The 20,506-nt window shown below is 69.2% G+C and carries 18 protein-coding genes; 11 read left to right on the top strand and 7 right to left on the bottom strand.

Annotated elements, in window-relative coordinates:
- The first annotated feature begins 10 nt into the window (after window positions 1–10).
- The 5 genes from HD557_RS23005 to HD557_RS22985 all read left to right on the top strand — a co-directional run bounded on the left by HD557_RS23005 (window position 11) and on the right by HD557_RS22985 (window position 7,024).
- Complete coding sequence (locus tag HD557_RS23005; RefSeq protein WP_196875597.1) at window positions 11–787, top strand: SDR family NAD(P)-dependent oxidoreductase; 777 nt, start codon at window positions 11–13, stop codon at window positions 785–787.
- A gap of 119 nt (window positions 788–906) precedes the next feature.
- The gene (locus HD557_RS23000) at window positions 907–2,526 is read left to right on the top strand and encodes a VWA domain-containing protein (protein WP_008362563.1); all 1,620 of its coding nucleotides are present in this window, start codon (window positions 907–909) and stop codon (window positions 2,524–2,526) included.
- Window positions 2,527–2,586: 60 nt separating this feature from the next.
- Window positions 2,587–4,071, top strand: a complete 1,485-nt coding sequence (gene hflX / locus HD557_RS22995; RefSeq protein ID WP_008362561.1) for a GTPase HflX — start codon at window positions 2,587–2,589, stop codon at window positions 4,069–4,071.
- A 165-nt stretch (window positions 4,072–4,236) separates the two neighbouring features.
- Window positions 4,237–4,989 carry an SGNH/GDSL hydrolase family protein gene (locus HD557_RS22990; RefSeq protein WP_196875596.1) on the top strand — a complete coding sequence of 251 codons (753 nt, stop codon included), beginning with the start codon at window positions 4,237–4,239 and terminating at the stop codon, window positions 4,987–4,989.
- A gap of 10 nt (window positions 4,990–4,999) precedes the next feature.
- The gene (locus HD557_RS22985; RefSeq protein WP_196875595.1) at window positions 5,000–7,024 is read left to right on the top strand and encodes an ATP-dependent DNA helicase; all 2,025 of its coding nucleotides are present in this window, start codon (window positions 5,000–5,002) and stop codon (window positions 7,022–7,024) included.
- Window positions 7,025–7,082: 58 nt separating this feature from the next.
- Here HD557_RS22985 and HD557_RS22980 read toward each other — a convergent pair whose 3' ends face one another.
- The 3 genes from HD557_RS22980 to lexA form a co-directional block, all read right to left on the bottom strand.
- Entirely contained in the window at window positions 7,083–8,573 is a 1,491-nt protein-coding gene (locus HD557_RS22980; RefSeq protein WP_196875594.1) for an MXAN_6640 family putative metalloprotease, read from the bottom strand.
- 140 nt (window positions 8,574–8,713) lie between these two features.
- Complete coding sequence (locus tag HD557_RS22975; protein WP_196875593.1) at window positions 8,714–10,384, bottom strand: alkaline phosphatase D family protein; 1,671 nt, start codon at window positions 10,382–10,384, stop codon at window positions 8,714–8,716.
- A gap of 152 nt (window positions 10,385–10,536) precedes the next feature.
- The gene (gene lexA, locus HD557_RS22970; RefSeq protein ID WP_008362550.1) at window positions 10,537–11,301 is read right to left on the bottom strand and encodes a transcriptional repressor LexA; all 765 of its coding nucleotides are present in this window, start codon (window positions 11,299–11,301) and stop codon (window positions 10,537–10,539) included.
- 180 nt (window positions 11,302–11,481) lie between these two features.
- Between lexA and HD557_RS22965 the strand changes: the two genes are divergently transcribed.
- On the top strand, window positions 11,482–11,859 hold the full coding sequence (locus HD557_RS22965) for a LysM peptidoglycan-binding domain-containing protein (protein WP_008362548.1): 378 nt from the start codon (window positions 11,482–11,484) through the stop codon (window positions 11,857–11,859).
- Between the two features lie 116 nt (window positions 11,860–11,975).
- Here the strand turns inward: HD557_RS22965 and HD557_RS22960 are convergent, their stop codons facing one another.
- Window positions 11,976–12,908 carry a hypothetical protein gene (locus tag HD557_RS22960; RefSeq protein WP_196875592.1) on the bottom strand — a complete coding sequence of 311 codons (933 nt, stop codon included), beginning with the start codon at window positions 12,906–12,908 and terminating at the stop codon, window positions 11,976–11,978.
- A gap of 398 nt (window positions 12,909–13,306) precedes the next feature.
- Between HD557_RS22960 and nrdR the strand changes: the two genes are divergently transcribed.
- The 3 genes from nrdR (at window position 13,307) to HD557_RS22945 (ending at window position 17,426) form a co-directional block, all read left to right on the top strand.
- A complete protein-coding gene (gene nrdR, locus HD557_RS22955; RefSeq protein ID WP_008362544.1) occupies window positions 13,307–13,807 on the top strand; it encodes a transcriptional regulator NrdR in 501 nt (166 codons plus the stop codon).
- A gap of 190 nt (window positions 13,808–13,997) precedes the next feature.
- Window positions 13,998–16,928, top strand: a complete 2,931-nt coding sequence (locus HD557_RS22950) for a vitamin B12-dependent ribonucleotide reductase (RefSeq protein WP_008362542.1) — start codon at window positions 13,998–14,000, stop codon at window positions 16,926–16,928.
- Window positions 16,929–17,069: 141 nt separating this feature from the next.
- Window positions 17,070–17,426, top strand: a complete 357-nt coding sequence (locus tag HD557_RS22945; RefSeq protein WP_008362540.1) for an HIT family protein — start codon at window positions 17,070–17,072, stop codon at window positions 17,424–17,426.
- Window positions 17,427–17,873: 447 nt separating this feature from the next.
- Here HD557_RS22945 and HD557_RS22940 read toward each other — a convergent pair whose 3' ends face one another.
- The 3 genes from HD557_RS22940 to HD557_RS22930 all read right to left on the bottom strand — a co-directional run bounded on the left by HD557_RS22940 (window position 17,874) and on the right by HD557_RS22930 (window position 19,567).
- Window positions 17,874–18,875, bottom strand: a complete 1,002-nt coding sequence (locus HD557_RS22940; protein ID WP_008362539.1) for a hypothetical protein — start codon at window positions 18,873–18,875, stop codon at window positions 17,874–17,876.
- 83 nt (window positions 18,876–18,958) lie between these two features.
- The gene (locus HD557_RS22935; RefSeq protein ID WP_196875590.1) at window positions 18,959–19,129 is read right to left on the bottom strand and encodes a hypothetical protein; all 171 of its coding nucleotides are present in this window, start codon (window positions 19,127–19,129) and stop codon (window positions 18,959–18,961) included.
- Window positions 19,130–19,162: 33 nt separating this feature from the next.
- Window positions 19,163–19,567, bottom strand: a complete 405-nt coding sequence (locus tag HD557_RS22930; protein WP_008362537.1) for a carboxymuconolactone decarboxylase family protein — start codon at window positions 19,565–19,567, stop codon at window positions 19,163–19,165.
- A 125-nt stretch (window positions 19,568–19,692) separates the two neighbouring features.
- On the opposite strand from HD557_RS22930, the gene HD557_RS22925 reads away from it, so the two are divergent.
- A complete protein-coding gene (locus tag HD557_RS22925) occupies window positions 19,693–20,115 on the top strand; it encodes a DUF302 domain-containing protein (RefSeq protein ID WP_008362535.1) in 423 nt (140 codons plus the stop codon).
- Window positions 20,099–20,359, top strand: a complete 261-nt coding sequence (locus HD557_RS22920) for a metal-sensitive transcriptional regulator (RefSeq protein WP_008362532.1) — start codon at window positions 20,099–20,101, stop codon at window positions 20,357–20,359. The genes HD557_RS22925 and HD557_RS22920 overlap by 17 nt, the downstream gene beginning before the upstream one ends.
- Window positions 20,360–20,506: the final 147 nt, after the last annotated feature.

Genomic DNA, 20,506 nt, shown 5'->3' with positions numbered 1-20,506 from the left:
GGTGCTGCCCATGGAGTTGACTGACAGCACAGCGATCGTGACCGGAGCGGCCAGCGGGATCGGGGCGGCGACGGCCCGGGCACTGGCGGCCAAGGGTGCGACGGTCATCGTCGCGGACATGCAGAAGGACAAGGGCGAGGCCCTGGCGGAGGAGATCAAGGGGCTGTTCGTGCCCGTTGACGTCACCGACACCGACCAGATCACCAACGCCGTGGAGAGGGCCGTGGAGATCGCGCCGCTGATGGCGGTGGTCAACTCGGCCGGGATCGGGTGGGCGCAGCGCACCATCGGGCGTGACGGTCAGATCGGGTCGGCGCACGACCTGGACGCGTACAAGAAGGTCATCGCGATCAACCTGATCGGCACCTTCGACATGTGCCGCCAGGCGGCGACCTACATCAGCCGCAACGAGCCCGACGCCAACGGGCAGCGCGGCGCGATCGTCAACCTGGCCAGCGTGGCCGCCTTCGACGGCCAGATCGGGCAGGTGTCCTACTCGTCGTCCAAGGGCGGCGTCGTCGGGCTCACCCTCCCGCTCGCGCGCGACCTCGCCGCGGTCGGCATCCGGGTCAACACCGTCGCCCCGGGTCTGATCGACACCCCGATCTACGGCGAGGGCCCGGAGTCCGAGGCGTTCAAGGCCAAGCTCGGCGAGAGCGTGCTGTTCCCGCACCGCCTCGGCGTGCCCGAGGAGCTGGCGAGCATGGTCGTGGAGTGCCTGACCAACGACTACATGAACGGCGAGACGATCCGGGTCGACGGCGGCATCCGGATGCCACCGAAGTGACCGGACGCAACTGGTAACAGGACGCAGGTAGTACCCCGACGGCTGGCGCACCGCTAATGTGTGCGCCAGCCGCGGGCAGTTCAGACCGCTCCGCGGACGTCGGAGCTAGGGGAGTTCGCATGTCCGATAAGGCGGACACCAGTACGTCGAAGGCGCTCGCGATCATCGAGCCCGAGGAGCCCACCGGGCCGACCGAGCCCGCGCAGCAGCCCCGGTTCAGGCGGGAGACGATCGGCGTGATCGCCGGTGCGGCCGGTGTCCTGGCGCTGTGCCTGCTCGCCACCGCGCTGGTCGCCGAGGGCAAGTCTGGCTCGAGCAGCGACCGGACCTGCCTGGGACCGCAGATGACGGTCGCGGTGGCTCCCGAGGCGGCGACCGTGGTCGGCAACATCCTCGAGGACGCCGGCTGCGGCCAGATCGAGGTCGAGTCGGCCAAGGCCGACCAGGTCCTCCAGCCGATGGCGCTCGGCGGCGAGCTGCCCGACGTGTGGATCCCCGACTCCTCGCTCTGGCTCGACCGGATCACGCCTGCGACCGAGCCGGTGACGCTGCGGGCCTCGATGGCCTCCTCGCCGGTCGTGCTCGTCTCCGGCGACGGGCTCACCCGCACCTCCTACGCCGAGGCGTTCGCCGAGGACGACCTGCTGATGGGCGATCCCCAGCGGATGATGAGCGCGCTCGGCACGGTGGTCGCCAGCCAGGCGAAGCCGGCGAGAGAGGCCAGGCTGGAGGCGTACGGCGAGCGGATCGCCTCCGGCGACGAGGCTGCCGCCCCGACTGACTCGGGGCGCCTGGCCGAGCTGCAGACCGTCATGAGCGGGGTGACGGCGACCAGTGAGCAGCAGTGGTCGACGTACGCGCCGATGCTGAAGGCCGCCGCGCCCAAGGAGGGCACGGTCGTCCTCGACTACCCGGTCCTGATCACGGCCGACTCGTCGCGGCGCAACACGATCGCCGAGTCGATCACCAGCCTCGCCCGCGTGCTCGACAGCGGCGCCGCCGACACCGCGCTGACCCAGGCCGGGTTCCGCACCGCGGGCGCCGGCAAGCCGTCGCCCAACGTCGGTGCCTACACCCGGGTCGACGCGGCCAGCGTGACCAGCGCCGCCGCCGCGTGGAACGCCAAGCTGCGGCCGACGCGGACGATCGCGGTCGTCGACGTCTCCGGGTCGATGGCCTGGCCGGCCGGTTCCGGCGCGACGACGCGGCTGCAGCTCACCCAGGCGGCGGCCTCGGAGGCCGTCGACCTCCTTCCGGGAGGCGCCGCGGTCGGGCTGTGGGCCTTCTCGGAGAAGAGCGCGGGCATGCTCGATGAGGACCACACCGTGCTCGTCCCGACCCGTCAGCTGGCCACGAAGGATCAGCGCGCCCAGCTGACCGAGGCGATCGCCGGTCTCACCGCGCGCACCGGTGGTGGCACCGCCCTGCACGACACCGCGCTCGCGGCCTACCAGGCTGCCGTCGCCGCCTACGACCCGCTCGCCTCCAACACCGTCCTGCTCTTCACCGACGGCACCAACGACGACCCCGACTCGATGGACCTGGACGAGCTCGTACGCCAGCTGGAGGCTGCCTCCGACCCGCGCCGGCCGGTCCGCGTCCTGGGCATCGGGATCACCGCCGACGCCGATCTGGGCGCGCTGCAGGCGATCGCCGATGCGACGGGTGGAGCTGCGTACGTCGCGGAGCGTCCGGAGGACGTCGGAACCGTGCTGCGGGAGGCGCTCGCGCAGCGCTGAGGCCCGCTTCTGGATAAGCATTGTCCCCCGGGTGGTGTGGCGCCGTACCCTTGTTGGTATATGACGAACAACGCACACGATTTTTCACTCGCTGACGAGCTCGAGGCCACCGAGGACTGGGACGCGCTCGACGACAGCTTCGAGAGTGGTTACGCCGACGAGGATCCCGAGGACACGGATCCGACCGTCGGTGCGATGGAGCTCGCCGAGCGGCACGCGCTCAAGCGCGTCGCCAGCCTGCGCACCGAGCTCGAGGACATCACCGAGGTCGAGTATCGGCAGCTGCGCCTGGAGCGCGTGGTGCTCGTCGGCGTGTGGGCCGGCGGCACCCAGACCGACGCCGAGAACTCCCTCGCCGAGCTCGCGCTGCTGGCCGAGACGGCCGGTTCCGAGGTGCTCGAGGCGATCTACCAGCGCCGCCAGGCTCCGGACCCCGCGACCTACATCGGACGCGGCAAGGTCGAGGCCCTCAAGGAGATCGTCGCCGCGACCGGCGCCGACACCGTGATCGCCGACGGCGAGCTGGCCCCTTCGCAGCTGCGAAACCTGGAGGACCGCACCGGGGTCAAGGTCGTCGACCGGACCGCGCTGATCCTCGACATCTTCGCCCAGCACGCGAAGTCGCGTGAGGGCCAGGCGCAGGTGGAGCTCGCCCAGCTCAACTACATGAAGCAGCGGCTTCGTGGTTGGGGTGGCAACCTGTCCCGCCAGGCCGGTGGCCGGGTCGCCGGTGGTGCCGGTATCGGTGGCCGTGGTCCCGGTGAGACCAAGATCGAGACCGACCGTCGCCGGATCAACACCAAGATCGCCAAGCTCAACCGTGAGCTGAAGGCGATGAAGGGCACGCGCGACACCAAGCGCGCCGACCGCAAGCGCCACCAGATCCCCGCGGTGGCGATCGCCGGCTACACCAACGCCGGCAAGTCGTCCCTGCTCAACCGGCTGACCGGTGCCGGGGTGCTCGTCGAGGACGCCCTCTTCGCGACCCTGGACCCGACCACGCGGCGTACGACCACCGAGGACGGGCGGGTCTACACGATGTCCGACACCGTCGGCTTCGTCCGCCACCTGCCCCACCAGCTCGTCGAGGCCTTTCGCTCGACCCTGGAGGAGGTCGCCGACGCCGACCTGGTCGTGCACGTGGTCGACGGCTCCCACCCCGACCCCGAGGGCCAGCTGGCCGCGGTGCGCGAGGTGTTCGCCGAGATCGGTGCCGGCGACGTGCCGGAGCTGGTCGTGATCAACAAGGCCGATATCGCCGACCCGCTGGTGATCAGCCGGCTGCTCCGTGCCGAGCCGCACTCGGTCGCGGTGTCGGCCAAGACCGGTGAGGGCATCGACGCGGCGATCAAGGCCGTCGAGAACGACCTGCCGCGACCGGGCGTCGAGTTCTCCGCGCTGGTTCCCTACGAGCGCGGTGACCTGGTCAACCGGATCCACCAGCACGGTGAGATCGACCACCTCGAGCACACGGCCGAGGGCACCGTCGTCAAGGGCCGCGCCAACGCGGACCTGGCGGGGGAGCTGGCGGCGTACACGAACTGAGCGAGGCCGAGCGGCGAGCTTGCTCGTCCGTTCGCGCCGAGCGAGGGAGTAAGCGCGCGGAGCGCGCACCCTGCCTGATCCGGGGTCGGCTTCGGCGTTTCGACACAGGCGATGCCACGCTCGTCCCTCACACTTGGGGACGGTCGGTCGAGGGAGAGGTCACGGATGCGCACAGAGGTACACCACGCGGCGCGCGCCACGGTCGTGAGCGCGCTGGCCGGTGCTGTCCTCGTGGCGACGCTGGCGGGCTGTGCCAGCGAGGGCGACGGTGTGCTTCCGGGGCAGGAGGGGAGCCACGGGACCGAGGTGACCCAGGACCTGTGCACCCGGCTGGCCGCCGAGTCCGTGACCCGCGCCTCGGTGGTGACCGGGGCCGGCGAGCGGGTCGTCGTGATCGGCGACTCCTGGGCCTCCGGTTTCGGTCTGGACGACCCCGGTCTGTCGTGGCCTCGCTATCTCGACGGTGAGGTGCGGGTCTCCGGCTTCGGCGGCACCGGCTACGCGCCCGGCTCGATGGAGACGTGCGGTCCGATCTCCTTCCCCGAGCGGGTTCCGGACGTGATCGCGCAAGGCGCCGACCTGGTCGTGCTCGAGGGCGGCATCAACGACTCCAAGAGCGACATCGACGACGTCGAGAAGGGCTTCCGGGCCACGCTGGACGAGCTCAAGGGCTACGAGGTCATCGTGCTCAGTGCGCCCAGGGTGAACTCCCGGGCCAAGGCGATCAAGGTCGTCAACAAGATGATGCGGCGGGTCTCTGCCGAGTACGGGGTGACGTACATCAACGTCTTCGACCTCGAGCTGCCGATGCTCGAGGACAACACCCATCTGACGGTCGCGGGCCACATGCAGTTCGGGGAGATCGTCGCCCGCCGGATCGCGGAGAGCCGATCGGAGACTGTCCCCGCCCACGGCTAAGGTTGCCCGAGTGACCGCAACCGAGATCGCCTCCCAGACGCCCGTACGTGAAGCCCTGGCGGATGCGGTCGCGACCCTCGGCGGGGCCACCCGCGAGGGCCAGGTGAAGATGGCCGATGCGGTCGCGCAGGCCCTGGCCGACGAGGAGCACCTCCTCGTCGAGGCCGGCACCGGCACCGGGAAGTCGCTGGCCTACCTGGTCCCGTCGCTGCTCCACGACAGCCGGGTCGTGGTCGCCACCGCCACCCTGGCGCTGCAGCACCAGCTCGTCGAGCGCGACCTGCCGCGCCTGGTCAAAGCGATCGGCTCGCGCCCCGGCGTGGACGCCTCCTACGCCGTCCTCAAGGGCCGCTCCAACTACGCCTGCCTCCACCGCGTCCGCGAGGGTGCGCCCGACGACCAGGGCACCCTGGTCGACGTTCCGCTGGGCCCGATGGCCGAGAAGGTCCTCGAGCTGCGCAGCTGGGCGGAGAAGGAGGCGGAGAAGGGCGGCAGCGGCGAGCGTGACTCCGCGCCCCGCCACACCGACCGCGAGTGGCGGCAGGTCTCGGTCAACCACCGTGACTGCCTCGGCGCCGCCAAGTGCCCCTTCGGCGAGGAGTGCTTCGTCGAGGTCGCCCGCGACAAGGCCCAGAAGAGCCACCTGATCGTCACCAACCACTCCCTGCTCGCGATCGACGCGATCGAGGGCGTCCCGATGATCCCGGAGTACGACGCGGTGGTGATCGACGAGGCCCACGAGCTGGTCGCCCGGGTGACCCAGGCTGCGACCGACGAGCTGACCGCCGCCGAGGTGGAGCGCGCCGCCCGCCGGGCGCAGAAGCACGTCGAGGGCTCCGAGGCCGACGACCTGGCCGACGCCTCCGACGCGCTGCGGGCGGCGATCAACGAGTCCTCACCGGGGCGGTTCGTGACCCTCCCCGAGATGATCTCCGACGCGCTCGTGCTGGTGCGCGACGCCGCCCGGTCCGCGCTCTCCGCGCTGCCGAAGCCGAAGGACTCCGACAGCGCCGACCCCGGGTTCCAGCAGGCCAAGGGCGGGCTCCAGGAGGTCTTCACGACCGCCGAGCGGATGGCCGCGGCCGCTCCGCCTGATGCCTCGGGCTCCGCTTCGGCAGGGTCCGACGTGATCTGGCTCAACGAGGGCAGCGACCGGATCCCGCCGCGACTCTGCGTCGCGCCGCTCCAGGTCTGGGCGCAGATGCGCGAGAAGCTGCTGCGGGAGAAGACCGTCGTCTTCGCCTCCGCGACCCTCAAGCTCGGCGGCGACTTCGGCCCCGTGGCCGGATCCCTCGGGCTCAAGGCGGAGGAGCGCACCGAGCTGGGCGCCGGGGCGCAGCGTACCGACGACGTGCTGCCGTGGGTCGGGCTCGACGTCGGCAGCCCGTTCGACTACGGCCGGCAGGGGATCCTCTACGTCGCCCGCCACCTGCCGCCTCCCGGCCGCGACGGTATGGGCGCCAAGACCCTCGACGAGATCGTCGACCTGGTCGACGCCGCCGACGGGCGTACGCTCGGGCTCTTCTCCTCCCGCCGCGCGGCCGAGGCGGCGGCCGAGGTCGTGCGCCAGAAGCTGCCTCACCTGACCACGCTGGCCCAGGGCGACGCGCAGCTGCCCGAGCTCGCCGCGCAGTTCGTCGCCGACCCCCACACGGTGCTCTTCGGCACGCTGTCGCTGTGGCAGGGGATCGACGTCCCCGGCGACACCTGCCAGCTGGTGATCATCGACCGGATCCCGTTCCCGCGGCCCGACGACCCGCTGATGTCGGCCCGGCAGCAGGCCGCCGACAAGGCCGGTGGCAACGGCTTCATGCAGGTCGCCGCCACCCATGCAGCGCTGCTCATGGCGCAGGGTGCCGGCCGGCTGATCCGCACCACCACCGACCGCGGGGTCGTGGCGGTGCTGGACCCCCGCCTGGCGACCGCCCGCTACGGCGGCTTCCTCAAGGCGAGCCTGCCGCCGATGTGGGCCACCACCGACCCCGCCATCGTGCGGCAGGCCCTGAAGCGGCTCTCCGAATCAGCCTCTGCCTGACCGAGAAGCACGCCGAGTCGGCTCGTTGTGACGAGCCGACTCGGCGTGCTTCAACGGGTCAGCGGTAGGTCTTGGCCCACCAGCGGTGGGTGGCCTTGTCGGGCGTGGCGATGCCGTGGCACGAGTACGCGGTGCCCTGGCCGCACGTGAAGTTGCTGCTCGCGTTGGCGAAGGTGACCTCGACCTTGCGGATCCGCTTGGACGAGAAGCCCTCGATCGTCTTCGTGGCGATGCCCTTGCTGTTGGGCTTGAGGTAGTAGACGCCGCGGGTGCCGTCGGTGCGGAAGATGCTGACGACGGCGGCGTTGGCGTTGGGTCGGGCGACGTCGACCTTGATGCGCAGCTTCCAGCCCTTGCCGACGTTCTTCGGCACCAGACGCTGGGAGGCGTAGGTGAGGTGCTTGAGGGTGAACTGGCCGTCGACGGTCTGTCGCTTGGCGGGCAGCGCGGTGCGGCCGTCGTAGACCGGCGGGTAGTAGGCCCCGCCCTCGCTGTAGCTCTTCGAGGGGGCCAGGTTGGCGGCGGCGAAGCGGGCGTACTGCAGCTTCAGCGTGGTGCCGCGCGCGGCGAGCGCCTGTCGGATGGCAGCGGTGGAGTAGGTCGACGGGGCCCGGTTCCAGACGCCGAGGACCACCTCCGGCAGGGAGCCCCGCTCCTTGGCGAAGCGCTCGGAGAGGTAGCGGAAGAAGATCCAGTTGCCGTAGATGCCGAGGTTGGAGACGTTGGAGTTGTCCAGCGGCTTGCGCTGGTCCTCGAGCTGACCGTAGGCCAGGTACTGCCGGTTGTCGTTGATGCTGTCGTAGACCTCGTCCTCGACCCAGGTCGCCGTGGACTCCATCATCCAGCGGTCCTCGCCGGCGTCGTAGGCGAACTGGACGGCGTGGAAGTACTCGTGGGCGGCGGTGACCCGGAGGTTCTCGGTGGGCGTGTTGGCCGTGCCGTACTCAGCGGTGGCGTAGTCGTTGTCCAGGACGCAGTAGGCCGTCGCAGCGGTCTTGGAGACCTTCGTCTCGGGCGCGCAGTAGCCGTAGTAGCCCTCGTCGTAGAGGTTCTCCAGGTAGATGTCGACCTTGCCCGGGGTGACCGTCTTGTCGGCCGCCGGCTTGCGGTAGCCCGCCTGCACATAGACGTTGTGGACCTTCGTGACCACGTCACGGACCTGGGTCGCGTACGCCACCGAGGCGCTGTCGCCGCCCTTGCCCGGCGAGTAGTGGACGCAGACGACGTCGCTGCAGGTCTGGGTCGCGGTGCGCGGGCGGGCGAGCAGCTGGCGGGCGGCCTTCTGGCTGGAGCCGTCCAGGGCGTCCTTGGCGTTCCAGAGGTTGGTCAGGGCGATGGTCGCGTCGGGCCGACCCGCGACGTGCCGGCCCGGCACGACCTGGCGGGCGCCGCGGACCGACTGGTTGCGCTTGACCTTCTTGGCCTCGGCGAGAGCTTCCCGGGCCGCCTCCTCCGTCACCGGCTGCGCGGCGCTGGTGTCACCGCCGGTGCGCACCGAGCTCGCCTGGGTCGATCCGGTTGCGGGCATGGTGGCGGCGAAGGTGGCCACTACCATCCCTGCGATCAAGACGAAGGAGCGTTGTTTGCGGTTGATCCGGCGGGCAATGTTTCGCATGAGATACCAGACGTTCGGGAAGGCAGACCAGGGCAGTCTAAGGGCACGACGACTCGGCCACACCGGTGAAACGCCTAGACGGGCTCGGTGACGTGATGGAGCCGGTTGCTCCCGGTCGCGGTGGCGTACGACCTGCTCCAGGTGGCCGTGGTCCTGGCGTCCTTGCGCTCGCCGATGACGTACCAGTCCATCTGGGCGCGGTTGCGGGTCACGTCGAGGACCGAGAAGCCGTGGTCGTCGAAGTTGAGGTAGCGGACGTGGCGGTTGGCGGTCCTGATGATCTCTTCGACGGTCACGCTGACCGTGCGGCGTGGGGCGCCGAGGATGTCCTTGAGGTTGTTCGAGGTCACCGAGGTGGCGACGAACTCGACGCCGGCCGTCCTGCCGAGCGGGTAGACGGCGGAGTCGTACGGCAGGTCGCAGGCCCAGGCCGAGTGGATGTCGCCGGTGACGAAGACGGTGTCGGTGATCGCGTTGTTGCGGATGTGCTCGAAGAGGTCGGTGCGGTCGGCGGTGTAGCCGTCCCACTGGTCCACGTTGAGGGCGATGCCGTTGTCGGGCAGCAGCCCGGTGACATCGTTGACAGGGCTGATCAGGCTCTTCGGAAGAGCTCCGAAGGTGACCGGCGCGATCATGACCGGGTTGCCGACGATCTTCCAGCGGGCGTCGGTGAGCAGGCCCTCCTTGAGCCACTCCAGCTGCTTGTCGCCGGTGATCGTGCGGTCCGGGTCGTCGGCCCCGGCCAGGTCGGTGCGGGCGACCTGCTGGGAGCGGTAGGACCGCAGGTCGAGCATGCTCAGCTCGAGCAGGGTCCCGAAGCGGAGCCTCCGGTAGATCGTGTCGTGGAGGTGGTCGTCGGTCTCCACCGTGGCGGTGCCGTCGACGCGCAGCGGCATCCACTCGTCGTAGGCCTGGTTGGAGTTGGTCTTGCGGTCGATCCAGTCGTACTCGCCGGGCTCGTTGTTCTCCGCGCCCAGCAGCCAGGCGTCGTTGGCGGACTCGTGGTCGTCCCAGGTGACGATCCAGGGCAGGTGGGCGTGGGCGTCGGCGAGGTCGACGTCCCGCTTGTACTGCGCGTGCCGGATCCGGTAGTCGGCCAGGGTGTGCATCTCGTGGGCCGGCTCGTGCGAGCGGATGTCCTCGTTGGCCATGCCGTAGCCGTACTCACCGGGGCCGTATTCGTAGAGGTAGTCGCCCAGGTGGAGGATCGCGTGCAGGTCGTCGCGGGCGGCGAGGTGGCGGTAGGCGGCGAACCAGCCGGCCTGCAGGTTGGAGCAGGAGACCACCCCGAAACGTACGTTGTCCGGGGTCGCGTCCGCGGCCGGAGCGGTGCGGGTGCGGCCGACGCGGCTGGTCTGGCCGTTGTAGCTGAAGCGGTAGAAGTACCAGCTCTCGGGCGAGAGGCCGGTGACGTCGAGCTTCACGGTGTGGTCGCGGTCGGGGCCGGTCTGCTGGGAGCCCTTGGCGACGACGCGACCGAAGTCCGCGGTCGGCGAGACCTCCCAGCGGACCAGGACCTCCTCGCCCAGGCCGGATCCCGGAGTCGCCTCGGCCGTGGGTGTGACCCGGGTCCAGATGACCACGCGGTGCGGGAGCGGGTCGCCCGAGGCGACACCGTGCTGGAAGTGGTTGAGCGTGTCGCCGGCCGCCTCGGCGGGTGCCGGCAGCGCCACGGCTCCCGCTCCTGCGGCGGTGGCCAGTCCGGCGGCGATGAGGGTGCGGCGGTCGATCTGCGTCTGAGTCACGCTGTATGGAACGACGCAGCCGCCGGCCCTGTCATGGGCCGGCGGCTGGATTTCACGCAGTGTTCCCGGGGAGGGCATGTCTGGGAAAGACAGCGCAGCGGGCGTGGATTTGCCAGACATGCCCTCCGGTTCCGGGAGGTGTGAGGCAGGACTCAGAGGCTGCGCAGGACCGCGGTCACCTTGCCGAGGATCGTCGCGTGGGTGCCGTCGATCGGCTCGTACGCCGCGTTGTGCGGCAGCAGCCAGACCTTGCCGTCCTTGCGGGAGAGCGTCTTGACGGTCGCCTCGCCGTCGATCAGCGCGGCCACGATCTCGCCGTTCTCGGCGGTGGGCTGCTGGCGCACGACCACGAAGTCGCCGTCGCAGATCGCCGCGTCGACCATCGAGTCACCGGAGACCGAGAGCAGGAAGAGGTCGCCGTTGCCGACCAGCTGCTTGGGCAGCGGGAAGACGTCCTCGACGCTCTGCTGGCTCGAGGTCTCCTCGGCCAGGATCGGGCCACCGGCCGCGATCCGACCGACCAGGGGAACCATGGCGGCGTCGGGGTTGGGGTTGACGACGGCCTCGGCCGTGATCGTCGGCTCGGTCTCCTCGCCGGACATCGCCTTGCGGTGGGCCATCACCTCGGGCAGGAAGACCTCGAGGGCGCGGGGCCGCTTCGGGTCCTTGCGGATCAGACCACGCTGCTCCAGCGCCCGCAGCTGGTGGGCGACGCTGCTGGTGCTGGTCAGCCCGACCGCGGCGCCGATCTCACGCATGCTGGGCGGGTAGCCCCGCTGCTCGATGCTGTCGCGCAGGTGAGCGAGGATGCGCTGCTGACGCGGCGTGAGCCCGGTAGCGTCCGGCGGCCCGTCGGGCAGCTCGCGGACGCGGCTCTTCGAACCGCCTGATCCGGTGCCTGTCTTCTGCGTGGTCATGTCATCACATTAGTCCCTCTGGCACCACTACATCAAACATCTGTTCGATCTCTTCGGTAGTGCGTGTCGGCGTTCGAAAATTCTTGGGGTCGCTACTTGCGTTGTTCGAACACGTGATCTACCTTCGAACATGTGCTCGATCGAACACGTGATCGAGAGACTTGTGAACTGGAGGCCGTGATGAGTGCAACCGTCTATGTGCTGCCCGTAGCCGAGCCGCCCCGGCCCGTGCGGGAGGTGCGTCGCTCGACCGTGCGGCTCACTCGGCGGGGCCGGATCGTCGTGTTCGCGTTCGCGCTCGTGGTGCTCTTCGGGATCGCGCTGATCGGGGCGCGGGTGGCCTTCGCGGTGGAGGACGGTGCCGACAAAAGCCCCGCTCCCTCCGCCCACACGATGGTCGTCGGCGATGGCGACACGCTCTGGGACATCTCGGCGGAAGCCGTCGCTGGGACAGACGCCTCGATTCGGGAGATGGAGCAGAGGATCAAGGAGCTCAACAGTCTCGAGTCCTCGATGCTCGTGTCCGGGCAGACCTTGATCATTCCGACCGCGCCGTAGAGGCGCCCACAGATGTCCGGCTGCTCCTTCGACCCTGGCAGCCGGCAACCGGGGAAAAGTGAGAGTGCTGCAGACGATGGGAAGCGTCTGCAGCACTCTCGCTGTCCTGGCGGTCGTCAGTGACGCCCGCGGTAGGGGGTGTCCGGTTCGGCCGGCGGCCACGGCTTGTTGCGGGAGCTGTGGCGCGGCGGCCACTCGTCGTCCGGCTCGGCGGCCGGCGGGTCCTGGGGCTGGCGCTGGGCGGGCATCGCCTGCGTCGCCGCGGGGTCCTGGGTCAGCCGAGCCCTCGAGCCGGTCTGGCCGTAGCTGGTCGGAGCCTGGTAAGCGCCCGACTGATATGGCGACGAGCCGGCCTGCTGGGTGGGGTAGCTGTCCGTGCCGTAGCCCTGCGAGCCGTATGCCGGGGAGCTTGTCGGCGTGGAGGTCGGCGTCGGCGGGCTCGTGTAGTAGGGCGGAGCACTCGGCGGTGTCGGGGCCGGCGGCTGGTAGCTCGGTGCGCCGTAGGCCGACCGGCTCCCGGTGTTGCCGAAGTCCGGGGAGCTGCTCGTGTAGCCGTAGGGCGACTGCGAGCCGGTGTCGGTGTAGGCCGAGCGGCTGCCGGTGTCGCCGTACAGAGACTGGTTGCCGGTGTCGTAGGGAGACTGGCTGCCGGTGTCGTACGGAGACTGGCTCCCGGTGTCGGAGCTGTGCCGGCCGTAGGAGCTGGTGTCCTCGTAGCCGTAGGAGCCGGTGCCGTAGTAGTCCTGCTCGGTGTAGGTCGGGTCGCCGTAGGGCTGCTCCGGGTAGTCCTGCTCCTCGACGTAGGCGTTGGAGTGGCTTCCGGTGTAGTCGTCGGCGGGCGGTGGGGTGGGGGAGCCGGTGAGGGCCCGCCAGGCCTTCCCGGCGAAGGTGAAGGTCAGGAAGAGACAGGCGACTGCGACGACGGCCGCGATGGCGAGCTTCACCCAGGCGCCGGAATCGCCTCCTCGTGCGTCGGCCCCGAAACCGACGGCGACCCACACGAGCACTCCCCAGATGACGAGGAATGCCAGCGTCGCGATCGCAGGCAAGATGAACGGTGGCCGGGGACCGCTTCTGGGGCGCGTGCCTCTCCGCGACCCGACGCGATTACCTCCGGAGATGTTTGTCACGGGGTCATTCTTACCCATCTGGGCCAGCCCGTCGCCGCTGAACCGGAATCTTTCGGTGTTTGACCGGCGACACGCCGGGCGCACGGGGAAACGCGGCGCTCGCTTGCATCGGCTGGGGGGCGGGCGTACGGTTACCACTACATCTAGTAGTTACACCGCTGTAGTTATCCACATCTAGTTCACATGAACGGGCGGATGACCCACAGCCCCGAGGGTGTTGTTCCACAGGGACTCACGCTCAATTCCACAGGTTCCACAGGCTCGGGCCGCCGCTGAGACGGCCTGGATCCACAAGGCTTCACGAGAGGGGCTCGACCGTGCACTGTCCGTTCTGCCGACACAGCGACACCAAGGTGCTCGACTCCCGTGTGGCCGAGGACGGCGGCCAGATCCGGCGCCGTCGGGTCTGCCAGGAATGTGGGAAGCGGTTCACGACCGTCGAACAGATGCAGCTGATGGTGGCCAAGCGCTCCGGCGCAGCGGAGCCGTTCAGCCGCGACAAGGCGGTGCACGGCGTACGCAAGGCGTGCAAGGGGCGTCCGGTCACCGAGGACCAGCTCGCCTGCCTCGGCCAGGAGGTCGAGCAGGCGCTGCGGAGCCAGGGGTTGGCCGAGGTCCCCAGCCACGAGGTGGGGCTGGCGATCCTCGCGCCGCTGCGCGAGCTCGACGAGGTGGCCTACCTGCGTTTCGCGAGCGTCTACCGGGCCTTCGGCTCGGCGGACGACTTCGAGCGCGAGATCCAGATGCTGCGTACGGAACGGGAAGTCCAGGACTTCGAGGCAGAACATCCGGTCGAGGCCCCGGTGGGCAGCGACTAGATCCCACGGCCATTCGCAACGATGGCACACAGACCGGCCCGGGCAGGCCGTGGGGAAGCGACCTGTCCGGGCCATCCAGCGAAAACAGCACAGCACGACGCACGAAGCCCGAACGGGCGCAACAGGAGACTCCACCATCAGCACCGACCAGCAGTACGGCACAGCGATCGATGACAACAGGGGGAACGAAATGACAGACACGGCAGCAGAGGCACAGGCATCGTCGAAGGCGGGCGCCGGGCTGAAGATCGAGCGGATCTTCAGCACCGAGGGCGTCCACCCCTACGACGAGATCACCTGGGAGCGACGCGACGTCGTCCAGAAGAACTGGAAGACGGGTGAGACCGTCTTCGAGCAGACCGGAGTCGAGTTCCCCGACTTCTGGTCGATCAACGCCTCGACGATCGTGACGACCAAGTACTTCCGCGGTGCCCTCGGCACCGACAAGCGTGAGCAGAGCCTGAAGCAGCTGATCGACCGGGTCGTGAACACCTACGTCGCCTCCGGCAAGGAGAACGGCTACTTCGCCTCCGAGGCCGACGCCGACCTTTTCGGTCGCGAGCTCACCTGGCTGCTGGTCAACCAGCACTTCGCCTTCAACTCGCCGGTCTGGTTCAACGTCGGCACCGAGTCCCCCCAGCAGGTCTCGGCCTGTTTCATCCTCTCGGTCGACGACTCCATGGACTCGATCCTGAACTGGTACAAGGAGGAGGGCCTGATCTTCAAGGGCGGCTCCGGTGCCGGTCTCAACCTCTCCCGCATCCGCTCCTCCAAGGAGCTGCTGAAGTCCTCCGGCGGCACCGCCTCCGGCCCGGTCTCCTTCATGCGCGGTGCCGACGCCTCCGCGGGCACCATCAAGTCCGGTGGCGCCACCCGCCGCGCGGCGAAGATGGTCGTCCTCGATGTCGACCACCCCGACATCGAGGAGTTCGTCGAGACCAAGGCGCGCGAGGAGGACAAGATCCGCGCGCTGCGCGACGCCGGCTTCGACATGGACCTGGGCGGCAAGGACATCTCGTCGGTGCAGTACCAGAACGCCAACAATTCGGTGCGCGTCTCCGACGAGTTCATGCGTGCGGTCGAGGAGGGCAAGAAGTTCGGCCTCCGGGCGCGTACGACCGGTGAGGTCATCGAGGAGATCGACGCCCGCGAGCTGTTCCGCAAGATCTCGATCGCGGCGTGGGAGTGTGCCGACCCGGGTCTGCAGTACGACGACACCATCAACGACTGGCACACCAACCCGGAGACGGGCCGGATCACCGGCTCCAACCCGTGCTCGGAGTACATGTCGCTGGACAACTCCTCCTGCAACCTGGCGTCGCTGAACCTGCTGAAGTTCCTCAAGGACGACGACACCTTCGACGCGGTCCGCTTCCAGCAGGCCTGCGAGATCGTCTTCACCGCGATGGACATCTCCATCTGCTTCGCCGACTTCCCGACCGAGGCGATCGGCGAGACCACCCGCGACTACCGCCAGCTCGGCATCGGGTACGCCAACCTCGGCGCCCTGCTGATGGCGATGGGTCTGGGCTACGACTCCGAGGGTGGCCGCACCATGGCCGCCGCCATCACCTCGCTGATGACCGGTGCCGGCTACAAGCGTTCGGCCGAGCTGGCCGGCGTCGTCGGTCCGTACGCCGGCTACGCCCGCAACGCCGAGGCCCACCAGCGGGTCATGCGCAAGCACCAGGCCGCCAACGACGCGGTCCGCTCGATCAACCCGGTCGACCGCAACATCATCGACGCGGCGACCCGGGTGTGGTCCGACGTCGTCGAGATCGGCAAGGTCAACGGCTTCCGCAACGCCCAGGCCTCGCTGCTCGCGCCGACCGGCACCATCGGCTTCATGATGGACTGCGACACCACCGGCATCGAGCCGGACTTCTCGCTGGTCAAGTTCAAGAAGCTCGTCGGTGGCGGTTCGATGCAGATCGTCAACCAGGTGATCCCGCGGGCCCTCACCAAGCTGGGCTACCAGGCCGAGCAGATCGAGGCGATCGTCGCCTACATCGCCGAGCACGGCCACGTCGTCGACGCCCCCGGCCTGCGCCAGGAGCACTACGAGGTCTTCGACACCGCGATGGGCAAGCGCGCCCTGCAGCCGATGGGCCACGTACGCATGATGGCGGCGACCCAGCCGTTCCTCTCCGGTGCGATCTCCAAGACCGTCAACCTGCCCGAGACCGCGACCGTCGAGGACATCGAGCAGGTCTACATGGAGTCGTGGAAGCTGGGCCTGAAGGCCACCGCGATCTACCGCGACAACTGCAAGGTCGGCCAGCCGCTGGCCGACGGCAAGTCGGAGAACGCCAAGAAGGACCAGGGTCTCTCCACGGCTGCTGCTGCGGAGGCTCCGGCCGCCGAGGTCGAGCCCGAGGTCGTCGAGAAGATCATCGAGAAGATCGTCTACGCCCCGACCCGCAAGCGCCTGCCGAAGTCCCGCGTCTCGCGCACCACCTCCTTCACGGTCGGCGGTGCCGAGGGCTACATGACCTCCGGCGCGCACGCCGACGGCGAGCTCGGTGAGGTCTTCCTCAAGCTCGGCAAGCAGGGCTCGACCCTGGCCGGTGTCATGGACGCCTTCTCCATCGCGGTGTCTGTCGGCCTCCAGTACGGCGTGCCCCTGGAGACCTACGTCTCCAAGTTCACCAACCTGAAGTTCGAGCCCGCCGGCCTGACCGACGACCCGGACGTACGCATGGCGCAGTCGCTCATGGACTACGTCTTCCGCCGGCTGGCGCTGGACTACATGTCCTTCGAGGACCGTGCCGCGCTCGGCATCTACTCCGCCGACGAGCGTCAGCGCTACCTCGAGACCGGTTCCTACGAGCAGCTCGGCAACGGCACCACCGCCGCCGAGCTCGTCGAGAGGCCGGCTCCGGAGCGCAAGGTCGAGGCGAAGACCGAGGTCGTCGAGGCCGACGTCAAGGAGGAGGCTCCCGCCGAGGCAGCTGTCGCGGAAGAGGCCCCCAAGACGGCTCACACCACCGCCGAGCTGCTCGAGTCGATCAGCGGCATGGCCATCGACAGCCCGCTCTGCTTCACCTGCGGCACCAAGATGCGCCCCGCCGGCTCCTGCTACGTCTGCGAGGGCTGCGGCTCGACCTCTGGTTGCAGCTGAACCTGACGACTGACTGAGTCCGGTCCCGTGCCCGAAGGGCGCGGGACCGGACTCGTTTTCAGGACCTGGGAGTCCTGGTGTCATTGGGTGACCTCAGGACTCCCGCGTCGGGTGGAGCGTAGGGTTTCGGGATGAGGTCAGATGGCGCTGACGTCGCAAATGCGGGGGACGGACTTCTATTGCGATGTCGCGATACCGCACCCTGACCGCCTGGACGTGGTGTACGAGGACGAACACGTGCTGGCGTTCCACCACACGCGACCGTTCTGGGCGGTCCACATCGTCGTGGTGCCCAAGCGTCACATCGGGTCGCTCACGACCGTGAGCGCCGAGGACGAGACCGACGTACGTGAGCTGTTCGACGTTGTCCAGACAGTTGCCCGGGACGTGGAGCGCGAGCACGGTGCTGCGGCAGTCCTCACCAACCTGGGTGCCTACCAGGACTCCATGCACCTCCACGTCCACATCCACAGCGGCGGGCGCCTGGATCAGGGGTGACGTGGGAGGTGTAGGGGACAAAGCGGTCTTGGCTCCAGCCGTCGGTGTCCAAGACGAAGCGGAGCAGGACCGAGTCGCCCGTTCCCATGAGCTCGGTGTCGACCGCGGTCGCGTTCGAGGTCCCCAGGCCGGGACGTACGCGTCGAGGGCACGCCTGCGGCGGTCGTCGGTTCCGGGCGGCCCAGTGAGCGTGATGACCGAGTTGTCGAGAGCCACCTCGGTGACTCGCCCGGACCCGACGGGGCAGCCGGTGACTGCTCGGGCGGTCTCGGTGGCTGCCCTGACGGGACGGTGGTCCAGGACCGTGCCGAGCGCGACCCGAGGGCGGTGATCCGCCGCTGCCAGGGCGTGAGCGACGGCGTGGTGGCAGGCGATGTGGTCCGGATGTCCGGTCAGTCCGCGTGGAGGTGTAGGCCGACGTGGGAGTTCTGGTGCCACTGGGTGACCTCAGGACTCCCACGTCGAGAGGTCACACCCCTCGCCGCAGGGGATCGGATCCCCTTTCCATCCATTGGCCTTCAGGATCTGGGCGATCCTGGCTGCGGTTCGACAGGAGGTGCTGAAGACCTGGTGCCAGCGGAGGCGGGCGGTGGCCCGGCCGCCGAGGGCCAGGTCATCGAGGTCCCGGTCGGCGTCGCGTCCCTGGGCTCTCCAGGACTCGTGGTTGAGGCGGCCGTCGAGCTCGACGACGAGGCCGTACGCCTCGTACTCGACGTCGCGGAACTCCTTGCCCGTCGGTGTCAGCCTCTGGCTCTGCCGAGTTCCCGCCGGAAGGCCGTGAGCGCGTTCGACGCGGGCGAGATAGGCGTGCTCGAGGACTGAGCAGGTGCCGGCATCCGCGTCGGAGAGGAGGTCGCGGATGAACGCGCGGCGGGGGAGTCGCGGGTGGCGCTTCAGCGCGGCGCGTACGGCATCGGTGGTCACGCCGCGGCGGCCGATGGTGTCGGTGAGAAGGCCGATCACGTCGATCTCGGAGGTGGCGCCTCGTGCTTGGAGGAGGGCGTTGTCCTCGAGCTTGAGGCGGGGTGGGCGAGCGGCGGCGAAGGTCTGGCGGGAGAGGCCGACGACGCGGTGGATGACGACACCCGGTGGTGGGTCGAGGCGGCGGGCGTGCTCTATGGCCACGTGGATGGGTGCCTCGGCTTCACCGGTGCGCTGTGGCTCGAGCACGGATGGGCCACACAGTGCTGCGGGCTCGGCGTAGAGCACCGCCGCCCAGGCGCGCTGAGGCCAGGTGAGAGGGCCGGTGTGGGTGACGTAGACACCGCGATGGACCGCCTGCATCTCGCGGCGCCTGATCGCGCGACGGACGTCGTTCGGGGTGTAGCCGCCGAAGGTGAGCTGTGCTCGGCTGGCCACGCCGTCCTGCAGCTCCAGCTCGCGCGCGACCCAGGCTCGGCGCGCTTCCAGGTCGCGCGCGGCGAGCTCTGGATCGACGAGCGCGGTCACGAAAACTCCTGGGGCCCTGTCGACGTCAACGGCGTCGTACGAAAGTGGTGGTCGCTCTGCACGATAGGCGCGACCGCCGACAGTCAGTGGCCGAGGATGCGGCTCAGCCAAGTGCCGTTCGGGTCCTTGGGGTCGGCGGAGTGTCCCGAGCACCACTGCCCGGTGGGTACGGAGGCTTTGACGTCGGCGACGTGGCGGCCGCAGCCGGCCCACGTGGTCTTCTTGCACTTCTTGCAGCGGACGGGGCGACACATGTTTCGGTTCCTGCTTCTGGATTTGGTCGGGGCTCAGGCCGGAGGTTCGCCGGCGTCAAGGGCGTCGACGAACTCGCAGAACGCGTCGAAGGCACGTGCGCCGTGGATGGTGGCGGGGCCGCCGTGCATGAGGAACGTGACACCGATGGCCTCGGCCGCCTCCTGAGGGCTGGCGCCGGCCCGGGCGGCGGCCTGTCCGTGGGAGGCGATGCAGCCGTCGCAGCCCTCGACCACGCCGATGGCGAACGCGATCAGCTCTTTGGTCTTGCGGTCGAGCGCCCCGTCGGCGAAGGCGGCCTTGGAGAGCCCGCCCCAGCCCTTGTAGACGTCGGGGATCGCGCGGCGCAGTTCCTGGTGGAGCGGTCCGAGCTCCCGCAGGACGCTCTTGCCGTGGGGCGAGTCGGTGTGGAGCGAGTCGGTGTCGGTCGTCGTGGTCATGTCGGTTCCTTTCTGCTGCCGTGATGGGGTGGCATCTCCATCTATAACCCCCCGGGGGGTTACGATGTCGACGGTAGCATAACCCCCCGGGGGGTTATAGAATCGTCAAGGAAAGAAGGAGACCGATGACCAGCTTCACGCTGAGCGCCACCGTTCCCGCGTCGTACGCGGAGACCTTGGCGCGCGTGCGAGACCTCCTCGGCGACGCCGGATTCGGCGTCCTCACCGAGATCGACCTGTCCGCCACGCTGCACGCCAAGCTCGGCGTGGACATCCCGCAGCAGGTGATCCTCGGCGCCTGCATGCCTCAGCTCGCGCATCGCGCGCTCGAGGCGGACCCGCGGATCGCGACGATGCTGCCGTGCAACGTCGTGGTCGCCGCCGAGGGGGAGGAGACCCGGGTCGAGATCTTCGACCCGGCCGCGATGACCTCGTTCAGCTCGGACGCCGGCGTCGCCGAGGTCGCGGCGGACGCACGCCAGCGCCTCACCGGCATGTTGGCAGCACTCACTGGAGAGAAGAAGGACGACGATGCAGCTCGAGCCTGACGAGATCAAGGCCGTCATCACCCGACTCAAGCGCGCCAACGGACACCTCGCCTCGGTGATCCGGATGCTCGAGGAGGGCTCGGAGTGCGAGGACGCGCTCACCCAGCTCGCGGCGGTGAACAAGGCGATCAGCCGGGGTGGCTACGCGCTGGTCGCGACCGGGCTGGAGAAGTGCCTGGCCGAGGGGGGCCGCGACAGCGTGGACACGAAGAAGATGGAGAAGCTCTTCCTCGCGCTGGCCTGAGCTGCCGGGCCGATTACCGTCCACAGGCGACCTTCGGGACCGGGTTGTCCACAGTCTCGCGAATGACGGTGGCGGGACCGTGAGATCCCGGGGTCTGCTGGGGGTATGCCCAAACCAAAGAAGCACGGAAGATCACCTCGACCACCG

Origin of the sequence: Nocardioides luteus, from assembly GCF_015752315.1 — a bacterium.
Lineage (GTDB): Bacteria > Actinomycetota > Actinomycetes > Propionibacteriales > Nocardioidaceae > Nocardioides.
Note: the sequence above shows the minus strand (reverse complement) of the source record. Positions and strands in the feature narration are given on the sequence as shown.